This window comes from Aurantimonas sp. E1-2-R+4 (genome assembly GCF_036549515.1).
In the GTDB taxonomy this organism is placed as follows: domain Bacteria; phylum Pseudomonadota; class Alphaproteobacteria; order Rhizobiales; family Rhizobiaceae; genus Aurantimonas; species Aurantimonas coralicida_A.
Genome location: NZ_JAZHLK010000047.1, coordinates 1 through 24,379, shown reverse-complemented (window position 1 = coordinate 24,379; position 24,379 = coordinate 1). Strand labels below are relative to the sequence as shown.

Sequence of the window (24,379 nt, the reverse complement as noted above, 5' to 3'; positions counted from 1 at the left end):
GCCGAGCGCATTACTGGGAGGAGAACAACATGCATTCGTTCAAATTTGGCGGGGGGCTTATCGCCGCCGCGCTGGCGGCCGTCACACTCGCCGGAAGTCTTCCAGCCCGGGCCGAGTATCCGGAAAAGCCGGTCGAAATGACCGTCCTGTTCGGCGGCACGGCCAACACCACGGCGCAGCTTCTGGCGGAGCTGATGTCCCGGGAACTCGGTTCTCCGGTCGTGCCGGTCGCCCGCACCGGCGGGGGTGGCGCGATCGGCTATGCCCACGTCCAGTCGACCCGTCCTGACGGCTACAATATCGTGTGGAACTCCAACTCCATCAACACGACGTATCACCTCGGCAATCTGCCGTTCAACTATGAGGAATTCGCACCGATCGCCCAGGTGTCGGTCGAAATCCCGGTCCTCGCGGTGAATGTCTCGACGGGCTGGAAAAGCCTCGACGAGATGGCCAAGGCCGTCAAGGAAGGCGGCAAGAAGATCAATGTCGGCATTTCCGGCAAGGGCTCGTTCACGCATCTGACGTCGGCCGCCCTGTTCGACGCCATGGGCATCGCCGATCAGGTCAACTACGTCTCTTACGGAGACGGCAAGGCGCCCGTCGAATTGCTCGCCGGTCGCATCGATGCCGCCATCCAATGGCCGGGCCAGTTTCTTTCCTATGTCCAGTCCGGCGACCTGACTGTCCTCGGTTCGACCGGGGCAGAGCCGGTCAGCGTTCTACCCGATGTGAAGACGGCCAAGAGCCAGGGCTACGACATCGACATCTCGATGTGGCGCGGATTGGCGGCACCCAAGGGAACCCCGGACGACGTGCTCGCAAAGCTGGAGGCGGCGGCCAAGGCAGCGGCGGAGTCGGACGAATTCATCGCGGCCTCCAAGAACATCGGCTTCGAGCCGGCTTTTAAGGGACGTGCGGAATTCGGCGAAATCATCGCCCGCGATGACAAGTTCTACGCCGAGCTCCTCGGCGAACTGGGTATGACGAAATAAACCGGCAGATTCCGTTTCGAGGAGGGGCAGATGTCGGAAAAAATGCGTGATGTCGTAACCGGCATGCTGCTTCTGACCCTGTCTTTGGTCTGGATGCTGATTGTCTGGCGCACGATACCGCCGGGCACGGGAGGCGGGGACGTCGGTCCCCGCGCTTTCCCGCTCCTCCTGGGCGCGTTGCTGGCGGTCTTCTCGCTGTGGCTGACTATTGCGGCGCTGGGCAAGCGGCGTGACGACGCCGTGACGCCAGGGGCCGAGGGGGCGATCAATGAGCCTGAGGCGGCAGGCGCCAATGGAGCTGTCGGTCTCGTCGCGGCGATCCTGACTGTCGCGCATCTTCTTGCCTACGGATTTTTGATGCAGCGCATCGGCTTCGTTCTCGCCACGCTCCTGACTGTCGCGTCGATCATGCTGGTCTGCACGAACGACCGGTCGCCGCTACGCATCGGAGCCATGAGCGTCGGCATCACCTTCGCCTGCTGGCTGATCTTCGGAAAGATCCTCGGCGTCTATCTCGCGACCGGTTCGTGGATCAATTTGGGTTGATGGCCTGACATGGACAGCTTTCTGACAGCGGCGGCGATCGCGCTTCAGCCCGAAAGCCTCGGCGCGGTGGCTCTGGGCTCGCTCATCGGTCTGATTTTCGGGTCCATTCCCGGACTGACCTTCACGGTTGCACTGGCGCTGGCGCTCCCGCTGACCTTCGGCATGGAGTCGGTGCCCGCCATCGGCCTGCTTCTCGGCACCTATATCGGCGGCATGACCGGCGGGTCGGTTTCGGCGATTCTGCTCGGCATTCCCGGCACGCCGTCCGCCGCGGCGACCGTCATCGACGGTTATCCCATGGCCAAGACCGGGCGCGCGTCGATCGCGCTCGGCATGGCGGTGATCGTTTCCACCTTCGGCGGCATCTTCAGCCTGATCGTGATGGTCGTGTCGGTGAATCTGGTTTCGCGCATGGCCATGTCCTTCGGCCCGGCCGAAATCTTCGCTCTCGTCGTGTTCGGACTGTCGACGATTTGCGGCATGGCCGGCAAGTCGATGTTGCGCGGGCTGATCGCCGGGCTGCTCGGACTGATGGCGATGACCATCGGGCTCGACGTCCTGGATGGTGTGCCGCGCATGACCTTCGGCACGACGAGCATGCTGCAGGGCGTCAACCTACTCGTCGCCATGATCGGCCTGTTCGCCGTCCCCTTCATCATCCAGGTCTTCGAGGAACACCGCAGGGGCGTCGCGCCTCCCGCGCAGATGAGCGATATCCGCGCCGAGCTGCCGTCCTTGCGGCTGATCGCCAGCAATTTCTGGCTGATGGTCCGCTGTTCGACCATCGGGACCGTCATCGGCGCCATCCCCGGTACCGGCGGCCCGATCGCCTCGTTCCTCGCCTACGATCATGCCAAACGCTTTTCCAAGGATCCGTCCCGCTTCGGCAAGGGAGCGATCGAGGGTGTCGTCGCGCCGGAAACCGCGAACAACGCCGTCACCGGGGGAACCATGATCCCGCTTCTGTCACTCGGCATCCCTGGCGATCCGGCGACCGCAATCGTCCTGGCCGGCATGCAGATCCATGGCATCGTGCCGGGACCGGCGCTGTTTCTCAACCACCAGACGGAAGTCTACGGAATCTACGTCTCGATCGTCGTCGCCTATGTCGCGATCCTGTTCATGCAACTGCTTGGCATCCGGCTGTTCGTCCACGTGCTGAGAGTGCCGCCCCGATTGATGGCGGTTCTCGTCATCGTTCTGTGCGGCATCGGAGCCTTCACCGTGCGCAACAGCATCTTCGACATCTACACGATGGCGATCGTCGGGTTGCTCGCCTACGCGGTGATCAAGGCCGAAATTCCCGTGACCCCGATCATCCTCGGCTTGGTGCTCGGGCCGACGCTGGAAGGCGAATTCCGCACGGCCATGAACCTCTCCGGCGGGGATCTCGCCATCTTCTACACGTCGCCTACCGCCCTGTTCTTCTTCGGTCTCGCTGCGTTCATCATCGCGTTGCAGGTGTCGGGAGAGGTTTTCGCGAAGAGGCGAGGGAAAATGAACGTCGGAGCCAGCAATGCTTGAGAGTAAGTTCGGATCCGGGGACGAGGAAAGCGAAATTCGGGAAAGGGCGGGGCTTCTTGCTCGCCACGACGGCGTCGATGCCGCTTTCGCCGCGGGCGATATGACGATGCCGATCGAGACGAGCTTGTCCGAGGCACTGGTCATCGGGCTGCTGAAGCAGGGCGTGACGCACTACTTCGCGATTTTCGGGCACGGGTCGACTGATCTGGGAAATGTCCTGAGAATTTACAGTGAGGCCGGCGTCGTCACGGTGATCAATTGCCGCAACGAGGTCGAGATGGCGCATGCGGCCACCGCGCATGCCTGGCAGTACGGCAAGACGCCGGCCGTCATTACCTCGATCGGGCCGGGCGGCCTTCAGGCCATGGCCGGCTCGCTGGCCGCCGCGTCCAACGGCGTCGGCGTCTATCACATCTATGGTGACGAGACGACGCGCGGCGAAGGCTACAACATGCAGCAGGTGCCGAAACCCGAACAGGGGATCTTCGGCAAGATCACGGCGCTGATGGGCCAGTCCCACACCTTGCATACGCCGGAATCCCTGCGGGAGTGCATGCGCCGCGGGACCAACTGCGTGCATCACCCCTACATGCCGGGCCCGTTCTTCATCTTGCTGCCCATCAACACGCAGCCGCAATCGATGAAGGTGAATGTCGATACGCTTCCCGGCCGCATGGCGCTTCCGGCCGTGGCGCCGGCCGGTCTGGAAGTCTATGAGGCGGCGGCGGCCCTGCTTGCCCGTCACCGCAAGATCGTGATCAAGGCGGGTGGCGGAACCCGCGGGCATGCTTCCGTGGTACGCGACCTCGCCGAGGCGATCGGTGCCGCGGTTGTGCTTTCGCCGGGCTCGACCGGCGTGTTGCCGGACGACCATCCGCAGAACATGCATGTCGGCGGATCGAAGGGCACGATCAGCGGAAATTTTGCCATGGAGGAGGCCGATCTCGTCGTCTTCATCGGCTCGCGCGGTGTCTGCCAGGCCGATTGCTCCGGCGTCGGCTATCCCAATGCCAGGGCCGTCATCAACATCAATGGCGCGATCGGCGATGTCACCCACTATGCCAATACGTTGCCTCTGCCCGGCGATATCACTTGCGTCGCTGCGCGACTGCTCGATGTCCTGCGCGAAAAGAGGGCCCTGAAAGACGATCGCGGCGAATGGTTGCGCCTTTGCGCCGACAAGAAGGCCGTCTGGAACGCATTCAAGCGGGAGCGGACAAGTGCCGCACCACTCGATGATGCGGTCTGGAAGCAGGCCGTGTTGACGCAGCCGGCGGCGATTCATACCGTCGCAGAATTCGCCAAGCGGATCGGAGCCGCCAAGTTCTTCGATGCCGGCGATGTCCAGGCGAACGGCTTTCAGATCGTCGAAGACGACGCGGTCGGCGATACGTTCACCGAAACCGGCGCGTCCTACATGGGCTTTGCCGCCTCGGCGTTGCTGGGGTCCGCCGGCGTGGAGGGGGCACGTTACGGCATAGCCTTCACCGGCGACGGCTCGCTCATGATGAACCCGCAGATCCTGATCGATGCGGTCGAGCACGGCGTGAAGGGCATGATCGCGCTGTTCGACAATCGCCGGATGGGGGCCATAACCAGCCTGCAATACGCCCAGTATGGGGTGGAATTCCGCACCAACGACAGTGTCGCGGTGGACTATGTCGCGATGGCGGGCGCCTTTGCCGGTGTAAAAGCACTGTTCGGCGGCACCACGCGGGATACACTGAGTGCAGCGCTTGACGAAGCCCATGCCCATGATGGCCTGTCGCTGGTGCATATCCCCGTCTACGCCGGTCGTGACCCGATCGCGGAAATGGGAGCCTATGGCTCCTGGAATGTCGGCAACTGGGTCGATGACGTCCAGGCCCGCTATCTCGAACAGAAAATCTGAATGGAATCGGCCATGTATCGTGATCTGGAACTCTACATCGACGGCGCCTGGCGTGGTGCGTCGAACGGCGCGACGCGGGCGGTCACCGATCCGGCCACGGAAGACACGCTCGGCTCCATCGCCGAGGCGACCGAAGCCGATATCGACGCCGCGTTGACGGCGGCTCGGGCCGGCTTTTCCGTCTGGCGCCGGGTCGGAACCTGGGAGCGCGCCAAGCTGATCCGCAAGGCCAGCGACCTCATTCGCGAACGCGCCGACGAGATCGCGACACTGATGTCGGTGGAAACCGGCAAGCCCCTGGCTGAAGCCAAGGGCGAAGTGAACGCCGCGGCCGATCAGTTCGAGTGGTATTCGGAAGAGACCAAGCGCATCTACGGCCAGATCATCGAGAGCCGCACGGCCGATAGCCGCATGGCGGTGATTCACCAGCCAGTCGGAGTCGTGGCGGCGTTCTCCGCATGGAATTTTCCGGCCCTTCTGCCCGCCCGCAAGATCGCGGCCGCGCTTGCCGCGGGCTGCAGCATCATCATCAAGCCGGCCGGCGAGGCACCCGCTTCTTGCGCGGCGTTGGTGCGCGCCTGCCACGACGCCGGCGTCCCGAGCGGGGTGGTCAATTTCCTCACCGGCCAATCCGACATGATCGCCCGGCGCCTGATCGCCTCGCCGATCGTGCGCAAGGTTTCGCTGACCGGTTCCATTCCGGTCGGCAAGCAGATCCTGCACCTGGCCGCTGACGGCGTGAAGAAGGTGTCGATGGAATTGGGCGGCCACGCCCCGGTCGTCGTCTTCGACGACGTCGACGCCGAAAAGGCCGCGGAGGTCTGCGCCAATACCAAGTTCCGCAATTGCGGCCAGGTCTGCATCTCGCCGACGCGTTTCTACGTCCACGAGTCGAAATACGAAGCGTTTGCCCGCCGTTTCGCTGAAGTCGCGAAATCCCTGAAGGTCGGACGCGGCATGGAGGAGGGGGTTCAGATGGGGCCGCTCGCCAACCGGCGCGGACTGGAGACGATTCAGGAGCTCGTCGCGGATGCCAGGCAGCGGGGCGCCGAGGTTTTGGCCGGTGGCAGCGTTCCGGCCGAGGCCAATCGCGGCTTCTTCTTCGAGCCGACCGTCCTTGGCCAGGTTCCCGACGATGCCCGCATCATGCGGGAGGAGCCGTTCGGGCCGGTCGCGCCACTGACCACCTTCACGACCTATGACGAGGTGATGGAGAGGGCCAATGCGCTGCCTTTCGGCCTCGCCGGTTACGTCTTCTCCAACGATCTGCGAACCGCGACGCGGGCCTATGAAGACCTTGAGGTCGGCATGGTCGGCGTCAACGAGATGTTGCTCGCGACCGCGGAAGCGCCGTTCGGCGGCGTCAAGGAAAGCGGCATGGGGCGCGAGGGCGGCTCCTTCGGCATCGGTGACTATCTTGAGACGAAATACGTCAAGATCAAGCTGGAAGAGCGGGCGCGCTGAACATGAGTGAAGACGAGGCAAGAGGGTTCGCGCGCGGCCTGACCAACTACGGCGACAGGGATTTCTCGCTCTATCTGAGAAACTCCTTCGCCAGTTCGATGGGATATTCCCGCGAGGTTCTGAAGAAGCCGATCGTTGGGATCGCGAACAGTTTTTCCGGCTTCAACAACTGCCATCGGCATTTTCCGGAGATGCTGGAGGCGGTGAAGCGCGGTGTCTTGCTCGGCGGCGCGCTGCCGATCGAGTTTCCGACAATTTCGCTCGGCGAGGTTTTTCTCAATCCGACGAGCCTCAAGTTTCGCAACCTGATGTCGATGGACACCGAGGAGATGATCCGCGCCCAGCCGATGGACGCCGTCGTCTTGATGGGCGGTTGCGACAAGACCGTGCCGGCGCAGTTGATGGGGGCGGCATCGGCGGACCTTCCGGCGATCCAGATCGTCGCCGGTCCGATGATGACCTCGCGCTACGGCGAGGAGCGGCTCGGCGCCTGCACCGACTGCCGCCGGTTCTGGGGAAAATACCGCGCCGGGGAAATCTCCAGCGATGTGATCGGTGACATCGAGGGCCGTCTGGCGACCACCGCCGGCACCTGCGCCGTCATGGGGACGGCATCGACGATGGCCTGCATCGCCGAGACGCTTGGCATGTCGCTGCCCGGGACGGCGGCCATCCCGGCGGTTCATGCCGATCGGCTGCGGGCCGCCGAGGCGACCGGTCTCGCGGCCGCGCGCATGATCGACAATCCCATCCGGCCCAGCGAGGTGATCACCGAGAAATCGGTCGAGAATGCCTTGCGAATCCTGCTCGCTCTCGGCGGGTCGACCAACGCTATCATTCACCTGACGGCGATCGCGGGACGCCTCGGCATTCCGGTTTCGCTGCGGCGGCTCAATCAGTTGTCCGACGAGACGCCGGTGCTGGTCAATCTCAAGCCCGTCGGCGCCAACTACATGGAAGACTTCTTCTTCGCCGGCGGCGTGGGCGCTGTGCTGCGTGAGTTGAAGCCGCTGCTGCATCTCGATTGCAAGACGGTGACAGGCGACACGCTCGGCGACCGGCTTCGCGAAGATGTCGGTCCGGTCGATCGCAAGGTCATCGCCAGCGCCGAACAGCCCCTGGAACCCGAAGGCGGCCTCGTCGCGCTGTTCGGCAATCTCGCGCCGGGCGGCGCGATCCTGAAGCGTTCGGCGGCCGACAAGGCGTTGTTCGAAAAGGAAGGACGCGCGGTGGTGTTCGATTCGCTCGCCGATCTGGCGAAGCGCATCGACGATCCGGACCTCGATGTGGAAGAGGGCGATATACTGGTCCTGCAGAATGCCGGCCCGCGTAGCGATTCCGGCATGCCGGAAGCCGGCTATCTGCCGATTCCAAAGAAGCTCTCGGCCAAGGGCGTCAAGGACATGATCCGCATTTCCGACGCGCGCATGTCGGGAACCGCCTTCGGCACGATCGTGCTTCACGTCACGCCGGAAGCGGCGATCGGCGGACCGCTGGCGCTGGTTCGCACCGGCGACCGCATCAAGCTGTCGGTCGAGAACAAGACGATCGAGCTGTTGGTCGATGATGACGAGCTGGAACGGCGGCGCAGCAGCTTCCGATCGCCGTCGAAACCGGCGTCCGAGCGGCGCGGCTACGACAAGATATATGCCCAGGAGGTCCTTCAGGCGGACGAGGGGTGCGATTTCGCAATCATGCAGCCGGTCAGGGCATAAGAGGTCAAAGCTGGCCCTGGTCTGTGCCGCGGGCCTGTGCCCGATTTGGAGCCCTTGACCGACCATTCGGCTGGAGATGCCGATCTTCTTGCGATGCACGGATGACCAGAGCGCCGCCGCTTGCTCGCTACGACGCCATCTAAGGCGCCGGGTCGGGACAGCGTTCTAGTTCCACACCATGATGCCTCAAGGCGCCCCGACGGAGCCTCTGCCCCCGGCCGGGCCGCTCAACCGCCCTGCGGGTAGGAGATGACCGAAAGATAGCGCGCGGGCAGGGAAACAAGGGTTTCCGGGCCGTGCGGCGCTTCGGCATCGAAGAACAGACTGTCTCCCGGCTGCAGCAGGAAGACTTGCTTGCCGTGACGGTACTCGACCTCGCCCTCGAGCATGTACAAGAGTTCGATGCCGCCGTGCTGGAAGGTGGGAAAGACGTCGGATTCGTGCGTGAGTGTGATGAGGTAGGGGTCCACGGTCACGCCGCTGGCGTTGGGGCCGATGTGGCCCAACAGGTTGTATTGATGTCCGGCGCGGGTGCCCGCGCGCTCGATTTCGATCGCTTCGCCACGTTTGACATGGACGACAGGACGGTGCTCCTCGAACCGCGTAAAGAACGCCGTGATCGGAACATTCAACGTGTTCGACAGGGTCTGGAGCGTCGTCAGCGACGGTGAGGTCAAGCCGTTTTCGATCTTCGACAGCATGCCGATCGACAGGCCTGTCAACTGTGCCAGTTCCGCCACTGTCATCGACTTTTGCAGGCGAAAGTTGCGAAGCTCGCGGCCGATGGCGACTTCGAGCACTTTCTCACTGCGGTCGGTGACCCCATGCGGATCCTGCCCAAAGGTCGGCGCCGTGCGCGCGGCATTCTGGCTCTCACTCATCGTTTAATCTCCAGAAAACACACTAGCAATAATTTACTGTCAGGAAACAGTTTGTCCAGCCACCGTCCGGGAGATTGATAATCCACAACGGCAAAAGCGTTGGATTCAATATCGGAATCCCTCTGTTGGTTTTCTTCCAAAGATATTTTGTTGCTTTTTAGGAAAAAATGATCCCAACTTAGCTCTGCACGAGAGACGCAACGAAACTTTCGGCGAATATGGGGGGAGAATGCATGACCCAAAAGATGGATGACCGGATTCAAAAAATGTTCCGGGGCGACGCGCTGTTCGCATGGACCTTCGTCGCCGCGCTGTGGGCGGCGGTCGTGTTCGTGTTTTTCAGCATCAGCGCTCTCATAGATGACACGACGATCCAGGCCGTCCTGCTGATCGGCGGCGGTCTGGTGCTGTTCTTCAACACGGCGGCGATCTTCGCGATGGTGCGGCACTACGCCCACGAAAAGGAATTCATCTACGGGCTCGACATCCGGCATCTCGACGAGATGCGGCGGATGCGCGGCAAATAAGGGAGGGCACCATGCGCAAACATTATGAGCCACCGCGGCAAAGCGGATTCGGTCAATTTCTCGATTCGATCTTTCTGTTGGCGCTGGTGTACGTGGCGCTGTTTATTCCCTTGATACTCGGCCTGACCGGTGCCGGCAGCACGACCGTGATGCCCGCCGAGATCACCTGGGAAACCCTGAAGCAAAATCCCGTCATGCAGGCGCAGTGGGAGAAGCTTGGCTACACGGCGGAAACGGCCGCCGAGATGATTACCACGCGGTTCGACTACACCATCGATCCGCTGATGCTGTTGATCACCGCGGCGGTGATCCTCGGCTACTTCGTCTATCTCATCCGGATGTCGGACAAGGAATATCGCGACGTTATCAGCGAAAAATTCGACCTCTGAAACGAGGCAATGGGGGAGGGAAAAACCGATGTGGGTTCTACTAGAATATGCGGCGTGGGCGGTGTCAGCAAGCCTGCTCTTGTGGATGGTAGTGGACGCCGTGCGCGTCAATCGCGAGTTCGATGAGGAAACCCTGATGTCGTCGCGCGAGGGGATCGACGAGCTTCTGGAGCATGGCGATGTGCCGGAAGCGCGCGGGGGGGCCGGGCAATGACCGATCAGACGGCGAACGGAACTGCGGCGGTGGCCGCGAAATCGGAACGAATTGGCCTCCTGCGCGTGCTGGGTCCGGTGCATGTCTGGGCGCTTGGCGTGGGCATCGTCCTCGTCGGCGAGTTCATGGGCTGGAATTTTTCGGTCGGCAAGGGTGGCGCGCTGGGCGCGCTGATCGCCTGCTGGGTCATCGGCCTGCTTTACACCTGCGTCGCGATGATCGACTCCGAGGTGACCTCTACCGTGGCCGCGGCCGGCGGCCAATACGCGCAAGCCAAGCACATCATGGGGCCGCTGATGGCCTTCAATGTCGGGCTCTATCTGGTCATGGCCTACACCATGCTGGAGGCCGCCGATGCCCTGATCGTTGGCGATCTGATGGTGATCCTGGCGGAGCAGACGGGCCACGCGGATCTCGATCCGAGACCGTTCGTGGTGTTGATCATCGCCCTCTTGGCGTTTCTGAATTATCGCGGCGTGTTCATGACGCTGTCGCTGAATTTCGTCATCACCGCAGCCGCCTTCGTATCCATCCTTATCCTCTTCATCGGCGTTCAGCCATGGAATCCCGGCGCCGTATTGCAGCATGCCGGTCTGTTGACCGATCTGCCCTATGGTTGGATCGGGGTGATCGCGTCGTTCCAGTTCGGCATCTGGTATTATCTCGGTATCGAGGGAACGTGTCAGGCGGCCGAGGAGGTGCGCTCCCCCAGCCGGTCGCTGCCGCTTGGTACGATGACCGGGATCATGACACTGCTGATCGCGGCGACCTTGACGTGGTACGTATCGTCCGGGCTGCTGCCTTGGGAGTATCTCGGTCAGGCGGTCGTTCCGCTCTACGACGCGGCGCGAATGACCGGCAGCACAACGCTGCAGGTGTTCCTGTTCATCGGTACGATGTTCGCGGCGACAGCCTCCGCCAATGGCTGCATCAACGACGCCTCGCGGGCCTGGTTCTCCATGGGACGCGACCGCTACATGCCCAATTGGTTCGGGGCGGTGCACCCGCGCTATCGCACACCCTACCGATCGATCCTGATCCTGATCCCGATCGCCGTGTCCTTCGCCTTCACCGGGCTCTTGGACCAGGTGATCACCTTCTCGATCCTGTCCGGTCTCCTTGGCTACACCTTCATGCCGATCAACATGATCCTGTTCCGGCGCAAATGGCCTCTGGGCACGATCCGGCGGGGCTATGTGCATCCGCTGCACCCCTTGCCGGCGATCGTGTTGATGGTGTTGTGCGTGACCACCTTCTTCGCGACCTATCTCGGCTTTGGAGCCCAACTGCTGGCGATGATGGCGTTCTACGTCGTGGCCTCGGTCTGGTTCACCATGCGCCGCTACAAATATGTCCGACGGTCCGACCAGTTCACCATGAACTGGCCGAAGCCGGTCGGCTACTGAGGCGGGAGAAGAGCCATGATGAAATATGTGCTTTGCGCCATAGACGGTTCGCGCGCCTCGCAGCGGGCGGTGGATTTTGCCGTCGGCATGGCCGCAAATTTCGGGGCTGCGGTTCGGTTCATTACCGTCACGGCCGTGACCCAGGCCAGTGCAGCCAAGAGCCCGTTCTGGGACACGCGGCTGTTCGACGCGGGCGAGACGTTGATCGCTCGCGAGCAAACCCACGCGATGGAAGCGGCGGCCGCCAAGGGCGTGACGAACGCCAGTTGCGCCACCGTTAATGGACGGGATGTCGCCACGGCGATCGTGGCCTATGCGCAGGAGCACGGGTTCGATCATATCGTCATGGGCACGTCAGGACATTCGGTGCTGGAAAGGCTGTTGACGGGGTCGGTGGTCGACGACGTTCTGAACCAGCCGCATCCACCCGTCACGGTCGTATGATCGGGGCGGGCGCCTTTGCGGCGGCTGCCGCCGGGAGCGCGGCACTCGGCTGGATGTACCATCGCGACCGAACCCGCGTGATCGCCCATCGCAGATCGGTGTTCGAAGAGTGTCGGGGGCTGCTGGACGATGCGGAGCTGTCCCAGGACGGGGCGGACTATCCGCGTCTGACAGGCCGCCGGGATGAGGTTCCGGTCGAACTGCGGCTGCTCGCCGACACCATCCAGCTGCGCAAGCTGCCGGTGCTGTGGCTGCTGGTGACGATCCGGCAGCCGCTGAAGATCGCCGGGGTCTTCGACATGCTGATCCGGCCCGACAACTCGGAATATTATTCGCCGCACGACCGGTTGCGCACGGTTTTGCCAGCGCCGCCGGATTGGCCGGCGGACGCGGTGGTACGCTGCGACCGGCCGGATGCGGTCGCGCCGTTGCTCGATCGTCTCACCCCGCATGTGCGCGCCTTTACCGAGGAAGGGCGGGGCAAGGAGCTTTTTCTCGCCCCGCGCGGCCTGCGGCTGGTCTACCGCATCGACGAGAGTCGACGTGGACATTACCTGGCGACCCGCCAACCGCGGTTCGACAATGACCGGCTGGCGCGTGCCACGGTCGAGGACCTCATTGCCCGCGGCTTCGCGCTGGCCGCTGATATGTCGCGCGAGCACTGAGCCGGATGGCTGCCCCCCCTCGCGATCGTCCCCCGCATCATCCCTACACCGTCCTCGCGGTGTCGCTGGTCCTGACGGGCATGGGGCAGGTGCTGAATGGACAGGCGCAGCGGGGCCTGATGATGGCATTCACCGCGCTGGGGCTCGCATGGGTGAGCTACAACCTGACCACGCCCGAGATCAGTTTCGTTGGACGCTATGCGGGCGGGCTCATGATCCATGCCGTCGCCCTGATGGACGCTTACAAGTTCGCCCGGCTGCGATGGCAGCAGTGGCAGCTGGCGCAAGGAAAACAAGACGCGTGAACGACGCTTTCTGTTTTCTATGATGAAAATAAATTTCCTAACAGTTGATTTCTACTAGCGTTGGTGTTTATGTCTGCCTGGAACGTTTGCGAGAAAGGTGCGAAGCCGATGTGCGGTATCGTTGGGCTATTTCTGAAGGACCGGTCGCTCGAGCCGAAGCTTGGCGAAATGCTGACCGAGATGCTGGTGACCATGACCGATCGCGGCCCGGATAGCGCCGGGATCGCGATCTACGGGAAAAACGGTGATGGGCACGCGAAACTGACGTTGCAGGCTGAAAACCCGGACGTGGAATTCGCCGATCTGGCCGCCGACATGGGCGCGGCGATCGACGCCGAGGTCGAGATCCGGTGCAAGGACACGCACGCGGTGCTGAAAATTCCGAGCGACAAGATGGGCGAGGCGCGGCGCGCGTTGGCCGAACTTCGCCCGAATGTTCGGGTGATGAGCGCCGGCGACAACATCGAAATCTACAAGGAAGTCGGGCTGCCGAAGGATGTCGCTGCGCGGTTTGGCCTATCCGCCATGGCGGGAAGTCACGGCATTGGCCACACCCGGATGGCGACGGAATCCAAGGTCAATACGCTGGGCGCACACCCCTATTCGACCGGCCCGGACCAGTGCCTGGTGCACAATGGTTCACTGTCGAACCACAATGGACTGCGGCGCAAGCTGGTGCGTGAAGGCATGTCGTTCGAGACCGAGAACGATACCGAAGTCGCTGCCGCCTATCTGAGCCACAAGCTGCGGACCGGCAGCAATCTCAGGGAGGCACTGGAAGCCAGTCTGGACGATCTGGACGGGTTCTTCACCTTCGTGGTCGGAACCAAGGACGGGTTCGGCGTCGTGCGCGATCCGATCGCCTGCAAGCCCGCCGTCATGGCCGAAACCGACCAATATGTTGCCTTCGGCAGCGAATATCGCGCGCTGGTCAACCTGCCGGGCATCGAGAACGCCAAGGTATGGGAGCCCGAGCCTGCCACCGTCTATTTCTGGGAACATTGAGATGCAGACGATTGATCTTGCCGAGACCACCCTGCGCGAGCTGAATTCCGTTTTGCAGGCGCAGCGCGATAACACCAACCAGACCGCCTGGACCGTCGAAAATCCGCGCGGCGGACATGCGTTGGCTGTGGGACTCGACGCGCCGATCGAGGTCACGGTCAGGGGCTCCACGGGCTACTACTGCGCCGGCATGAACAAGCAGGCCACCGTGAGGGTCGAAGGTTCGGCGGGACCTGGCGTTGCCGAAAACATGATGTCGGGCAGCGTCATTATCGACGGCGATGCCAGCCAGTATGCCGGCGCGACGGGTCGGGGCGGATTGCTGGTCATCAAGGGCAATGCCGCCTCGCGGTGCGGCATCTCGATGAAGGGCATCGACATCGTCGTCCATGGCAATATCGGCCACATGTCGGCGTTCATGGCGCAGGCTGGCAACCTCGTGGTCTTGGGCGATGCGGGCGACGCGCTTGGCGACTCGCTCTACGAGGCCCGCCTTTTCGTGCGCGGCAAGGTGAAAAGCCTGGGCGCGGACTGCATCGAAAAGGAGATGCGCCCCGAGCATCTGGATATCCTTCGCGACCTCCTGGAGCGTGCCGGCGCCGACGCGCGGCCCGAAGAGTTCAAGCGCTACGGGTCGGCGCGTCAGCTCTATAATTTCCACATCGACAATGCTTACTGAGGAGACGGAGATGAAAGACGCTCCCCCGCACGCCGTGCCACGGACCGAGCCACGGCAATCCTGGACCTTCAGCAACAGCGTCAATGCCGAAATCCGCCGCGCGGCGGCGACGGGTCTCTATGACATCCGCGGCGGTGGCTCCAAACGGCAGCTGCCGCATTTCGACGACCTCCTGTTTCTCGGCGCGTCGATCTCGCGCTATCCGCTCGAAGGTTATCGCGAGAAATGCGGAACCAGCGTCACCTTGGGCACGCGGTACGCGAAAAAGCCCATCGAGCTGAAAATTCCCGTTACTATCGCCGGAATGAGTTTCGGCTCGCTCTCGGCCCACGCCAAGGAGGCACTGGGTCGCGGCGCGTCCGCCGCAGGAACCTCGACGACCACCGGCGACGGCGGGATGACCGAGGAGGAGCGCGGGCATTCCGACAGGCTCGTCTATCAGGTTCTGCCGTCCCGCTATGGGATGAATCCCGACGATCTGCGCCGCGCCGATGCGATCGAGGTGGTCGTGGGGCAGGGTGCCAAGCCCGGTGGCGGTGGCATGCTCCTCGGGCAGAAGATCACCGAGCGCGTGGCTGGGATGCGGACGCTGCCGGTGGGTATCGATCAGCGCTCGGCCTGTCGTCACCCCGACTGGACGGGGCCGGACGATCTCGAGATCAAGATTCTCGAGATCCGCGAGATCACTGGCTGGGAGAAGCCGATCTATGTGAAGATCGGTGGCGCGCGGCCGTATTACGACACTACGCTGGCGGTGAAAGCCGGTGCGGACGTGGTCGTGCTGGACGGCATGCAAGGCGGCACCGCTGCGACGCAGGACGTCTTCATCGAGCACGTCGGCCAGCCGATCCTTGCGTGTATTCGTCCAGCGGTACAGGCGCTCCAGGACATGGGTATGCATCGCGAGGTGCAATTGATCGTCTCCGGCGGCATTCGAACCGGCGCGGATGTCGCCAAGGCGCTGGCGCTTGGCGCTGACGCGGTTGCCATCGGGACGGCAGCCCTGGTCGCGCTGGGCGACAACGATCCCGTCTGGGAGGAGGAATACCGCAAGCTCGGAACGGTGGCGGGAGCCTATGACGACTGGCAGGAAGGTCGTGACCCGGCTGGGATCACGACCCAGGATCCGGAGCTGATGGAACGCCTGGACCCGCTGGCGGCGGGTCGGAGGCTGCACAACTATCTTTCGGTCCTGACCCTGGAAGCCCAGACGATCGCCCGGGCCTGCGGACACAATCACGTCCACAATCTGGAGCCGGAGGATCTGTGCGCCCTGACCGTGGAAGCCGCCGCCATGGCGCGCGTGCCGCTGGCGGGTACCTCCTGGATACCGGGACAATCCGGATACTGAACGAGAAAATGATGATGGGGAGGGGACGGTAGAATATGGCTGCGGATCTCGAAAAATTCGCCAAGGATAAGGGCGTCAAATACTTCATGGTGTCGTTCACCGACTTGTTCGGTGGACAACGCGCCAAGATCGTGCCGGCCCGATCAATCGCCAAGACGCAAAAGGACGGTGCCGGCTTTGCCGGCTTCGCCACCTGGCTGGATCTGACGCCGGCGCATCCGGACATGCTGGGGGTGCCCGATCCTGACGGCGTTATCCAACTGCCCTGGAAGCCAGACACCGCCTGGGTTCCGGCGAATTGCGTCATGGAGGACGCGCCGGTTGCCCACGCGCCGCGCAATGTCCTCAATCGTTTGGTGAAGGAAGCCGCCGCCGAGGGATTGCGTGTCAAGACCGGTATCGAGGTAGAGTTCTTCCTGCTGACGCCCGATGGCCAGCAGCTGGCGGACTCCCACGATAGCGCGGCCAAGCCCTGCTATGACCAGCTCGCCATCATGCGGCAGGCGGACCTGATCGGCGAAGCGCTCGACCATATGAGCGAGCTCGGCTGGGGGCCTTATCAGGCCGACCACGAGGACGCGAACGGCCAGTACGAAATGAACTGGGATTTCGACGACGCCATCGCCACTGCCGACAAGCACTCCTTCTTCAAGTTCATGATTCGCTCGCTCGCCGAAAAATACGGCATGCGCGCGACCTTCATGCCCAAGCCGATCGAAGGGCTGACCGGCAACGGCGCGCATGTGCACGTCTCGGTCTGGGACTCCACCGGCAAGACCAACCTCTTTGCCGACGCGAGCAAGGAGATGGGGATGTCGGATACCTGCCGGTATTTCCTCGGCGGCATCATGAAGCACGCCTCGGCGCTTGCGGCGATCACCAATCCGACGGTCAACTCCTACAAGCGCATCAACGCGCCCCGCACGACATCCGGCGCGACCTGGGCGCCGAATACAGTCACCTGGTCGGGCAACAACCGCACCCACATGGTGCGCGTGCCGGGACCAGGCCGGTTCGAGCTGCGGCTGCCGGACGGGGCGGCAAACCCTTATCTGCTGCAGGCGGTGATTATCGCGGCGGGTCTCGACGGAGTGCGGACCAAGGCCGATCCGGGCAAGCGCTACGACATCGACATGTACCAGAACGGTCATACGGTGAAGGATGCCCCGATCCTGCCGCTGAACCTTTTGGACGCGCTGCGGACCTTCGACAAGGATCAGAGCCTGAAAGCGGCGATGGGCGAGGAGTTCTCCAACGCCTACATCAAGCTGAAGATGCAGGAGTGGAATTCCTTCGTGAGCCATTTTTCCCAGTGGGAACGCAAGAACACCCTGGATATCTGAGGCTGCGTGCCGGTTTGCGCCGACGTTCGGCTATTCGGACGAATTTCATCCCACTTATCCAAGCTGCGTCTNGCAAGAACACCCTGGATATCTGAGGCTGCGTGCCGGTTTGCGCCGACGTTCGGCTATTCGGACGAATTTCATCCCACTTATCCAAGCTGCGTCTTTGCGCGCCCGGTGCCTTCTTGGGGAGGCCGGGCGCGCAAACTCGACGGGGCACGACCGAAAACCTCGCGAAACGCCGTGGAAAAATGGGCGGAATTCGCGAAGCCGGTCGCCAGCGCGATTTCGGTCAGCGACAGGGTGGACTGGGTCAAAAGATTGCCGGCCTTGCCCAGCCTGAGTTCGCGGTAGAACGTCATTGTGCTGCGGCCCAGCTTTTGACGGAAAAGCCGGTTGAGCTGCCGGGGGCCGATGCCCGAAAGCTGTGCCAGCTGTGCCAACTCCAGCGGATCGGCCACATGGTTTTCCATCATTTCGATCGACTGGATCAAGGCCGGATCGTTCGTCCCATAGCGTTCCACGAGACCGGCGCGTTGCGGCCCTCCGGAGGGACGGATTTCGGTGTGCATGAACCAGTCGCTGACCTGGCGGGCGAAGGCGGGACCATGATGCACGTTGATCAATGCGTGCATCATATCGAGCGGCGCGGTGCCGCCAGCGCAGGTGATCCGGTCGCGATCCATGACGTAGAGCGTACGTTCCACCATCAATGCCGGGGATATTTCCGCCAGGGTTGGCGCATGTTCCCAGTGGACGGTCATGCGTCGGCCCTCCATCAGTCCGGCAAGCGCGAGAATGACAGGGCCGCCCGACACCCCGCCCAGACGAACGCCGTGCCGCGCGAGTTGCCGCAGCCAGTTGAACACCCGTTCATCGGCGAAGGTGCCCGGATCGCCGCCCGCCACGACGAGAACGAGATCGAAGTCGACGTCACGTCCAAGTTGGGCGGATGCCGCGACCATCGATCCGCTCGAACTGATGCCGTGCGCATCCCCGACGGTCAGGTGGCGAATGTCGTAAACGGTTCGATCGGCCAGTAGATTCGCGGCCCGAAGCGGCTCGACCGCTGACGCGTAAGACATCAGCGCAAAGCCGTCGATCAGCAGGAATCCAATTCGGAAGGCGCCGGGCTGCTCCATTGTCATGACCATAATCTTTAATATTCCGTCTTTATGGGGAAAGTCCATCCAGCCGGCGAGGGCTCAGTATCGATCAGCAAGCAAGGGCGGAGACCAATGCGATATTCGCTGCTGAAAATTCTCACCGAGGGGCTGACTGGCAACCGGGGCTGGCCGCCGGTCTGGCGGGAGCCCGAGCCGAAGACCGACTACGACGTCGTTATCGTCGGCGCAGGCGGGCATGGGCTGGCAACCGCCTATTACCTTGCCAAGGAATTCGGCATCACCAACGTCGCGGTGCTGGAGAAGGGTTGGCTCGGCTCCGGTAATATCGGCCGCAACACGACGATCATCCGATCCAACTATCTGTTGCCCGGTAACGAGCCGTTCTACGAATTCTCGATGAAGCTCTGGGAAGGCCTGGAGCAGGATTTCAATTACAACGCGATGGTCTCCCAGCGGGGAGTCCTCAACCTCGGTCACAGCGACGCGCAGCGCGATGCCTTCGCGCGGCGGGGCAATGCCATGCGGCTGGCCGGTTCCGACGCGGTCCTTCTCGATACCGAGGCGGTCCGCGAAATGTGTCCCTTCCTCGACTTCGACAACGCCCGCTTTCCGATCAAGGGCGGGCTTTGGCAGCCGCGCGGCGGCACCGTCCGCCATGACGCGGTCGCCTGGGGTTATGCGCGCGGCGCCGACAGTCGCGGCGTCGACATTATCCAGAACTGCGAGGTCACCGGTTTCCAGATCGAGAACGGGATCTGCCGGGGCGTCGAGACCACCCGCGGCAAGATCCGCGCCAAGAAGGTCGCCGTCTGTGTCGCCGGCTCGTCGGGCCGGGTGATGGAAAAGGCCGGCATGCGCCTGCCGATCGAAAGCCACGTCCTGCAGGCTTTCGTCTCGGAGGGGCTGAAGCCGGTCATTCCGGGCGTCATCACCTTCGGCGCCGGTCATTTCTACGTCAGCCAGTCCGACAAGGGCGGCCTCGTCTTCGGCGGCGATCTCGACGGCTACAACAGCTACGCCCAGCGCGGCAATTTGCCGGTGGTGGAGGATGTCTGCGAGGGCGGCATGGCGATCATGCCGATGATCGGCCGCGCGCGGCTCCTGCGCATGTGGGGCGGCATCATGGACATGTCGATGGATGGCTCGCCCTTCATCGACAAGACCGATATCGGCGGCCTCTATTTCAATGGCGGCTGGTGCTATGGCGGCTTCAAGGCAACGCCCGCGTCGGGCTACTGCTACGCGCATCTCCTGGCCCGCGACGAACCCCATCCGACAGCGGCCGCCTATCGGCTCGACCGCTTCCGCCGTGGCGCGATGATCGACGAAAAAGGCCAGGGCGCGCAGCCCAATCTGCACTGAGCCCAATCTGCATTGAGGACGTAACCATGCCGACGGTCGATACCCATCCATTCCCGGTCGGGACGCAGGCGGCAGCGCCGAGCGGGAGGAGCAAAGCGAAATGATCATCGACCACCCCCTTCTCGGCCCCCGCGACGCGGCGGAATTCGTGTATCTCGGCGACGCCGCGCTGATCGACCGGCCCGATCCGCAGGACGACGGCGCGAGCGAGAAATTCCATGATTATCTCTACTTGCGGGATAACCCGGCCGGCTTGCATCGCGAGCTCTGGTATCATGAACAGGGCGATCGCTCCTGGCTGGTCCTGACCCGCAACACGCTGACACACGAGATCACGTCGGTCGAACTGGCGCGCGACGTCGCCTTGGCACGGGGGCGGAGAGCATGACCGACAGCCGAACACCCACCGCAACGCCCGGCCCGGTCGAAGCCGGGACCGGTGCCACGCAACCCTTTCGAGTCCAGGGCGGTCTGATCGAGCGGACCGGTGGCGTCCGTTTCAGCTTCAACGGAACATCGTTCCAGGGCCATGACGGCGACACGCTCGCCTCCGCGCTGCTCGCCAATGGTGTCCGCGTGGTCGGCCGTTCGTTCAAGTATCATCGGCCCCGCGGCATCTTTTCGGCGGGGTCGGAAGAGCCGAACGCGCTGGTCCAGTTGCGCCGAGGAGCCCATCAGGAGCCCAACACGCGCGCCACCACGGTCGAGCTGTTCGACAATCTGGAGGCCACCAGCCAGAACCATCGCGGCCCGCTCGGTTTCGACCTGATGGCGGCGAGCGACCTGCTGTCACCCTTCCTGTCGGCCGGCTTCTACTACAAGACCTTCATGTGGCCGAAGGCGTTCTGGGAGAAATTCTACGAGCCGCTGATCCGCAATTCGGCCGGGCTCGGCCGGCTTTCCATGGAGCCCGATCCGGACAGCTACGACAAGGGTTTCCTGCATTGCGACGTGCTGGTGATCGGCGCGGGGCCGGCGGGTCTTGCGGCGGCACTGGCGGCGGGACGCGCCGGCGCCCGGGTGATCATCGCCGACGAGGATTTTCGGCTCGGCGGCAGGCTGAGTGCCGAGACATTGGCCGTCGACGGCCTGCCTGGCTCCGACTGGGCCGATCAGGCGGGCGCCGAGTTGGCCGCCATGGCCAACGTTCGCGTGATGCCCCGCACGACCGTTTACGGGGCCTTCGACCACGGCACCTACGGCGCGCTCGAACGCAAGACCGACCATCTTCCCGTGTCTGGCGGAAAGCCACGGCAGGTGCTCTGGCGCATTCACGCGAAGCGCACGATCCTTTGCGCCGGTGCGACGGAAAGACCGATCGCCTTCGGCAACAACGATCGCCCCGGCGTGATCATGGCGGGTGCCGTGCGGGCCTATGCGAACCGATGGGCGGTCGCGGCCGGCAAGCGGGTCGCCGTTTTCACCAACAATGACGACGGCTGGCGAACGGCTGTCGATCTGGCCGCCAAGGGTGTCGAGATCGCCGCCGTGATCGATACCCGCCCCGGCGCGGCCCGTGCCAAGCTGCCGGGGACGGCAATCCATATGGGCGACGCGGTTATGGACACGTCAGGTCGCATGGGAATCCGCCAGATCAAGCTTGCCGGCGGCGCGAGCATATCGGCCGATTGTCTCGCCGTCTCAGGCGGTTGGAACCCGAACGTCCACCTGACCTGCCATCAGGGCGGGCGGCCTGAATGGCGGGACGACATCACGGCGTTCGTGCCGGGGAAGTATCTTCCTGTCGGCATGGCGGTGGCGGGCGCGGCGAACGGCTCCCAGTCGCTCGCGTCTGCCCTCTTGGAGGGAAGCCAAAGGGCCGATCAAGCGGTCGAGGCTCTCGGCTTCCCTCCCTCGCGCCAGAGACTCCCGGCAGCGGAAGACGAAGCGGTCGCGGTGTCAGCCTTCTGGCATGTCACGCAAAGTCGCTCGCGCGCCTGGGTCGATCAGCAGAACGACGTGACCATCAAGGACGTGACGCTCGCCCACAAAGAGGGATTCCGCTCCGTCGAGCATCTGAAGCGCTACACCACCCTTGGCATGGCGACCGATCAGGGCAAGACGGCGAATGTTCTCGGACTTGCCATCATGGCCGAGATCGCCGGCCGGAGCATCCCCGAGACCGGCACCACGATCTTCCGTCCGCCCTACACTCCGGTGGCGATCGGCGCCCTGGCGGGCCGGTCGCGAGGTAAGGATTTTCGTCCCTATCGCCTGACTCCCAGCCACGATTGGGCCAAGGAGCAGGGCGCGGTGTTCGTCGAGACAGGCGCCTGGCTGCGCGCCCAGTGGTTCCCCCGCTCCGGTGAAACGCATTGGCGGCAGAGCGTCGACCGCGAGGTGGAGATAACGCGAGGCTCGGTCGGGATCTGCGACGTGACCACGCTCGGCAAGGTCGACATCCAGGGTCGGGACGCGGCGGAATTCCTCAACAAGGTCTACGCCAACGGCTTCGCCAAGCTGGCCGTCGGCAGGACCCGCTACGGGATCATGCTGCGCGAGGACGGCATCGTGATGGACGATGGCACCACCGCCCGCCTGTCCGAGACGCATTTCGTGATGACCACGACGACGGCCAACGCGGGCAGCGTATTCCGGCATCTGGAGTTCTGCCGCCAGTGCCTCTGGCCCGGTCTCGACGTTCATCTGATTTCCACCACCGACGGCTGGGCGCAATATGCGGTGGCCGGACCGAACGCCCGCAACCTCATCCGCAAGGTCGTCGATGCGGAGCACGATGTCTCCAATGAGGCCTTCCCGTTCATGGCCTGCGGCGAGCTCACCGTGTGCGGTGGCACGCCGGCGCGGCTGTTCCGCATCTCCTTCTCGGGCGAACTTGCCTATGAGATCGCGGTACCGACCCGCTTTGGCGACGCCATGATCCGCGCGCTGATGGCGGCCGGCGAGGAATTCGACGTGGTTCCCTACGGCACCGAAGCGCTCGGCGTGATGCGGATCGAGAAGGGCCACGCGGCAGGCAACGAACTGACCGGCCAGACCACCGCCCGCGATCTCGGCCTCGGCCGCATGGTTTCCAAGCAGAAGGATTGCATCGGCAACGTCCTGTCCGAGCGGCCTGACCTCAACCGCGAAGACGGCCTCCGCCTGGTCGGATTCCGTCCGGTCGATCGCGCTGAAAGCCTCACGGCCGGCGCGCATTTCCTCCAGCGGGGCAGCGCGGCGACGACAGAGAACGACGAAGGGTGGATGACGTCGGTAACCTATTCGCCGTCGCTCGGCCATTCGATCGGTCTCGGCTTTATCAAGCGAGGCGAGGCGCGCGGGGGCGAGATCGTCCGCGCAATGGATTTCGTGCGCGGCAAGGAGATCGAGGTCGAAATCGTCTCACCGCATTTCATCGACCCTGAAGGAGAGCGGCTCCGTGTCTGACCTCACGCTTACTGCGAAGCCGGCGCTTGGCGGCTACCGGCAGGATTTTGGCGGAATCACGCTCAGCGAACATCCGGATATCGCCATCGTGTCCATCGCCACGCCGCTCGGCGGCGAGACGGCTCTCGTGCAAGCGGTGACCGGCGGCTTTGGCGCAAGTCCGCCCCCGGTCGGGGGGACGACGCTGTCGAGCGATGGCCGGATTCGCTTGCTGGGCATGGCTCCGGGCCAGGTCTTCGCCGTCTTCGAACATGATGGCGCGAATGCCCGCGCGCTTGTCGACGGCAAGCTGGAAGGCGCCGCCTATACCACCGACCAGACCGATGTCTGGGTCGCGCTTCGGATCGATGGACAGCGGACCCGCGCGGCGCTGGAGCGGATCTGTCCGCTCGACCTTCATCCGGGCGCTTTTCCGGAAGGAAGGGTGGCGCGAACGGTGATGGAGCATCTCGGGGTGATCATTCTCCGCGAGGGTCCGGACGCCTTCCTTCTGCTCTCGGCGCGATCCTCGGCGGGGTCGTTTCTTCACGCGGTCGAGACTTCGATCCAGAACGTGATGTGAGCCATCGCGACAACAGCGAACGCAGCGGCGGGCACGGTCTTGAGACCGGGCCAGAGCAAACAAGCGTTGCGCAACAACAATAAAATCGGGCCACGGCCTAAGCACGGAATGGGAGGACAAACAGACCATGGCGTTCAAGACCGACATTGAGATTGCCCGCGAGGCGAAGAAGCTGCCGATTCAGGAGATCGGGGCGAAGCTGGGGATCGGGCTCGAGGATTTGGTGCCTTATGGGCATGACAAGGCCAAGGTTTCGGCGGATTTCATCGCCCGTCAGGCGGACAAGCCGAACGGCAAGCTGATCCTGGTGACGGCGATCAACCCGACGCCGGCCGGCGAGGGCAAGACGACGACGACGGTCGGGCTCGGCGACGGGCTGAATTCGATCGGCAAGAAGGCGGCGGTGTGTATCCGCGAGGCTTCGCTCGGTCCGTGCTTCGGCATGAAGGGCGGCGCGGCCGGCGGCGGCTATGCGCAGGTCGTGCCGATGGAGGAGATGAACCTCCACTTCACCGGTGACTTCCACGCCATCACCAGCGCGCACAACCTTCTGTCGGCGCTGATCGACAACCACATCTACTGGGGCAACTCGCT

The 24,379-nt window shown here is 63.5% G+C and carries 24 protein-coding genes; 22 read left to right on the top strand and 2 right to left on the bottom strand.

What is annotated here, in order from left to right; genetic code table 11:
- The first annotated feature begins 29 nt into the window (after positions 1-29).
- The 6 genes from VQ045_RS17490 to VQ045_RS17465 are packed head-to-tail and all read left to right on the top strand — an operon-like array spanning position 30 to position 8,135.
- Positions 30-995, top strand: coding sequence for a Bug family tripartite tricarboxylate transporter substrate binding protein (locus tag VQ045_RS17490; protein ID WP_331831013.1), 966 nt, complete (start codon positions 30-32; stop codon positions 993-995).
- Between the two features lie 30 nt (positions 996-1,025).
- A complete protein-coding gene (locus tag VQ045_RS17485; RefSeq protein ID WP_327624675.1) occupies positions 1,026-1,541 on the top strand; it encodes a tripartite tricarboxylate transporter TctB family protein in 516 nt (171 codons plus the stop codon).
- Between the two features lie 9 nt (positions 1,542-1,550).
- Positions 1,551-3,065, top strand: a complete 1,515-nt coding sequence (locus VQ045_RS17480; RefSeq protein ID WP_331831012.1) for a tripartite tricarboxylate transporter permease — start codon at positions 1,551-1,553, stop codon at positions 3,063-3,065.
- The gene (locus VQ045_RS17475; protein WP_331831011.1) at positions 3,058-4,956 is read left to right on the top strand and encodes a thiamine pyrophosphate-dependent enzyme; all 1,899 of its coding nucleotides are present in this window, start codon (positions 3,058-3,060) and stop codon (positions 4,954-4,956) included. The genes VQ045_RS17480 and VQ045_RS17475 overlap by 8 nt, the downstream gene beginning before the upstream one ends.
- Positions 4,957-6,420 (top strand): NAD-dependent succinate-semialdehyde dehydrogenase, encoded by a 1,464-nt coding sequence (locus VQ045_RS17470; RefSeq protein ID WP_442879895.1) that lies wholly within the window; start codon positions 4,957-4,959, stop codon positions 6,418-6,420.
- A 2-nt stretch (positions 6,421-6,422) separates the two neighbouring features.
- Positions 6,423-8,135: a dihydroxy-acid dehydratase gene (locus VQ045_RS17465; protein WP_331831010.1), complete on the top strand. Its 1,713-nt coding sequence runs from the start codon at positions 6,423-6,425 to the stop codon at positions 8,133-8,135.
- 227 nt (positions 8,136-8,362) lie between these two features.
- Here VQ045_RS17465 and VQ045_RS17460 read toward each other — a convergent pair whose 3' ends face one another.
- Complete coding sequence (locus VQ045_RS17460) at positions 8,363-9,016, bottom strand: helix-turn-helix domain-containing protein (protein WP_331831009.1); 654 nt, start codon at positions 9,014-9,016, stop codon at positions 8,363-8,365.
- A gap of 233 nt (positions 9,017-9,249) precedes the next feature.
- Here VQ045_RS17460 and VQ045_RS17455 point away from each other — a divergent pair, with 233 nt between their 5' ends.
- From VQ045_RS17455 to glnT, 11 genes are all read left to right on the top strand, one after another.
- The gene (locus tag VQ045_RS17455; RefSeq protein ID WP_327624685.1) at positions 9,250-9,543 is read left to right on the top strand and encodes a hypothetical protein; all 294 of its coding nucleotides are present in this window, start codon (positions 9,250-9,252) and stop codon (positions 9,541-9,543) included.
- 11 nt (positions 9,544-9,554) lie between these two features.
- On the top strand, positions 9,555-9,932 hold the full coding sequence (locus VQ045_RS17450) for a hypothetical protein (protein WP_327624686.1): 378 nt from the start codon (positions 9,555-9,557) through the stop codon (positions 9,930-9,932).
- Positions 9,933-9,960: 28 nt separating this feature from the next.
- Positions 9,961-10,146, top strand: a complete 186-nt coding sequence (locus VQ045_RS17445) for a hypothetical protein (protein ID WP_327624687.1) — start codon at positions 9,961-9,963, stop codon at positions 10,144-10,146.
- Entirely contained in the window at positions 10,143-11,552 is a 1,410-nt protein-coding gene (locus VQ045_RS17440; RefSeq protein WP_331831008.1) for an APC family permease, read from the top strand. The genes VQ045_RS17445 and VQ045_RS17440 overlap by 4 nt, the downstream gene beginning before the upstream one ends.
- 15 nt (positions 11,553-11,567) lie before the next feature.
- A complete protein-coding gene (locus VQ045_RS17435) occupies positions 11,568-11,996 on the top strand; it encodes a universal stress protein (RefSeq protein ID WP_331831007.1) in 429 nt (142 codons plus the stop codon).
- Complete coding sequence (locus VQ045_RS17430; RefSeq protein WP_327624690.1) at positions 11,993-12,661, top strand: hypothetical protein; 669 nt, start codon at positions 11,993-11,995, stop codon at positions 12,659-12,661. The genes VQ045_RS17435 and VQ045_RS17430 overlap by 4 nt, the downstream gene beginning before the upstream one ends.
- 5 nt (positions 12,662-12,666) lie before the next feature.
- Positions 12,667-12,966, top strand: coding sequence for a hypothetical protein (locus VQ045_RS17425; protein WP_327624691.1), 300 nt, complete (start codon positions 12,667-12,669; stop codon positions 12,964-12,966).
- A 108-nt stretch (positions 12,967-13,074) separates the two neighbouring features.
- On the top strand, positions 13,075-13,971 hold the full coding sequence (locus VQ045_RS17420) for a class II glutamine amidotransferase (protein ID WP_327624692.1): 897 nt from the start codon (positions 13,075-13,077) through the stop codon (positions 13,969-13,971).
- A gap of 1 nt (position 13,972) precedes the next feature.
- Positions 13,973-14,650 carry a GXGXG domain-containing protein gene (locus tag VQ045_RS17415; protein ID WP_327624693.1) on the top strand — a complete coding sequence of 226 codons (678 nt, stop codon included), beginning with the start codon at positions 13,973-13,975 and terminating at the stop codon, positions 14,648-14,650.
- Between the two features lie 10 nt (positions 14,651-14,660).
- Positions 14,661-16,001 (top strand): FMN-binding glutamate synthase family protein, encoded by a 1,341-nt coding sequence (locus VQ045_RS17410; protein WP_327624694.1) that lies wholly within the window; start codon positions 14,661-14,663, stop codon positions 15,999-16,001.
- Between the two features lie 35 nt (positions 16,002-16,036).
- Positions 16,037-17,344, top strand: coding sequence for a type III glutamate--ammonia ligase (gene glnT, locus VQ045_RS17405; protein WP_331831006.1), 1,308 nt, complete (start codon positions 16,037-16,039; stop codon positions 17,342-17,344).
- Between the two features lie 149 nt (positions 17,345-17,493).
- Here the strand turns inward: glnT and VQ045_RS17400 are convergent, their stop codons facing one another.
- Positions 17,494-18,492, bottom strand: a complete 999-nt coding sequence (locus VQ045_RS17400; protein ID WP_327647282.1) for a GlxA family transcriptional regulator — start codon at positions 18,490-18,492, stop codon at positions 17,494-17,496.
- A 90-nt stretch (positions 18,493-18,582) separates the two neighbouring features.
- Here VQ045_RS17400 and VQ045_RS17395 point away from each other — a divergent pair, with 90 nt between their 5' ends.
- The 5 genes from VQ045_RS17395 to VQ045_RS17375 form a co-directional block, all read left to right on the top strand.
- Positions 18,583-19,833 (top strand): sarcosine oxidase subunit beta family protein, encoded by a 1,251-nt coding sequence (locus tag VQ045_RS17395; RefSeq protein ID WP_327624696.1) that lies wholly within the window; start codon positions 18,583-18,585, stop codon positions 19,831-19,833.
- Positions 19,834-19,933: 100 nt separating this feature from the next.
- Positions 19,934-20,221 (top strand): sarcosine oxidase subunit delta, encoded by a 288-nt coding sequence (locus VQ045_RS17390; protein ID WP_327624697.1) that lies wholly within the window; start codon positions 19,934-19,936, stop codon positions 20,219-20,221.
- On the top strand, positions 20,218-23,223 hold the full coding sequence (locus VQ045_RS17385; protein ID WP_331831005.1) for a sarcosine oxidase subunit alpha family protein: 3,006 nt from the start codon (positions 20,218-20,220) through the stop codon (positions 23,221-23,223). Before VQ045_RS17390 ends, VQ045_RS17385 begins: the two co-directional genes overlap by 4 nt.
- Positions 23,216-23,785: a sarcosine oxidase subunit gamma gene (locus VQ045_RS17380; protein ID WP_327647226.1), complete on the top strand. Its 570-nt coding sequence runs from the start codon at positions 23,216-23,218 to the stop codon at positions 23,783-23,785. The genes VQ045_RS17385 and VQ045_RS17380 overlap by 8 nt, the downstream gene beginning before the upstream one ends.
- Positions 23,786-23,912: 127 nt before the next feature.
- Positions 23,913-24,379: formate--tetrahydrofolate ligase (locus tag VQ045_RS17375; RefSeq protein WP_331831004.1), on the top strand; the 467-nt coding region annotated here is incomplete at its 3' end.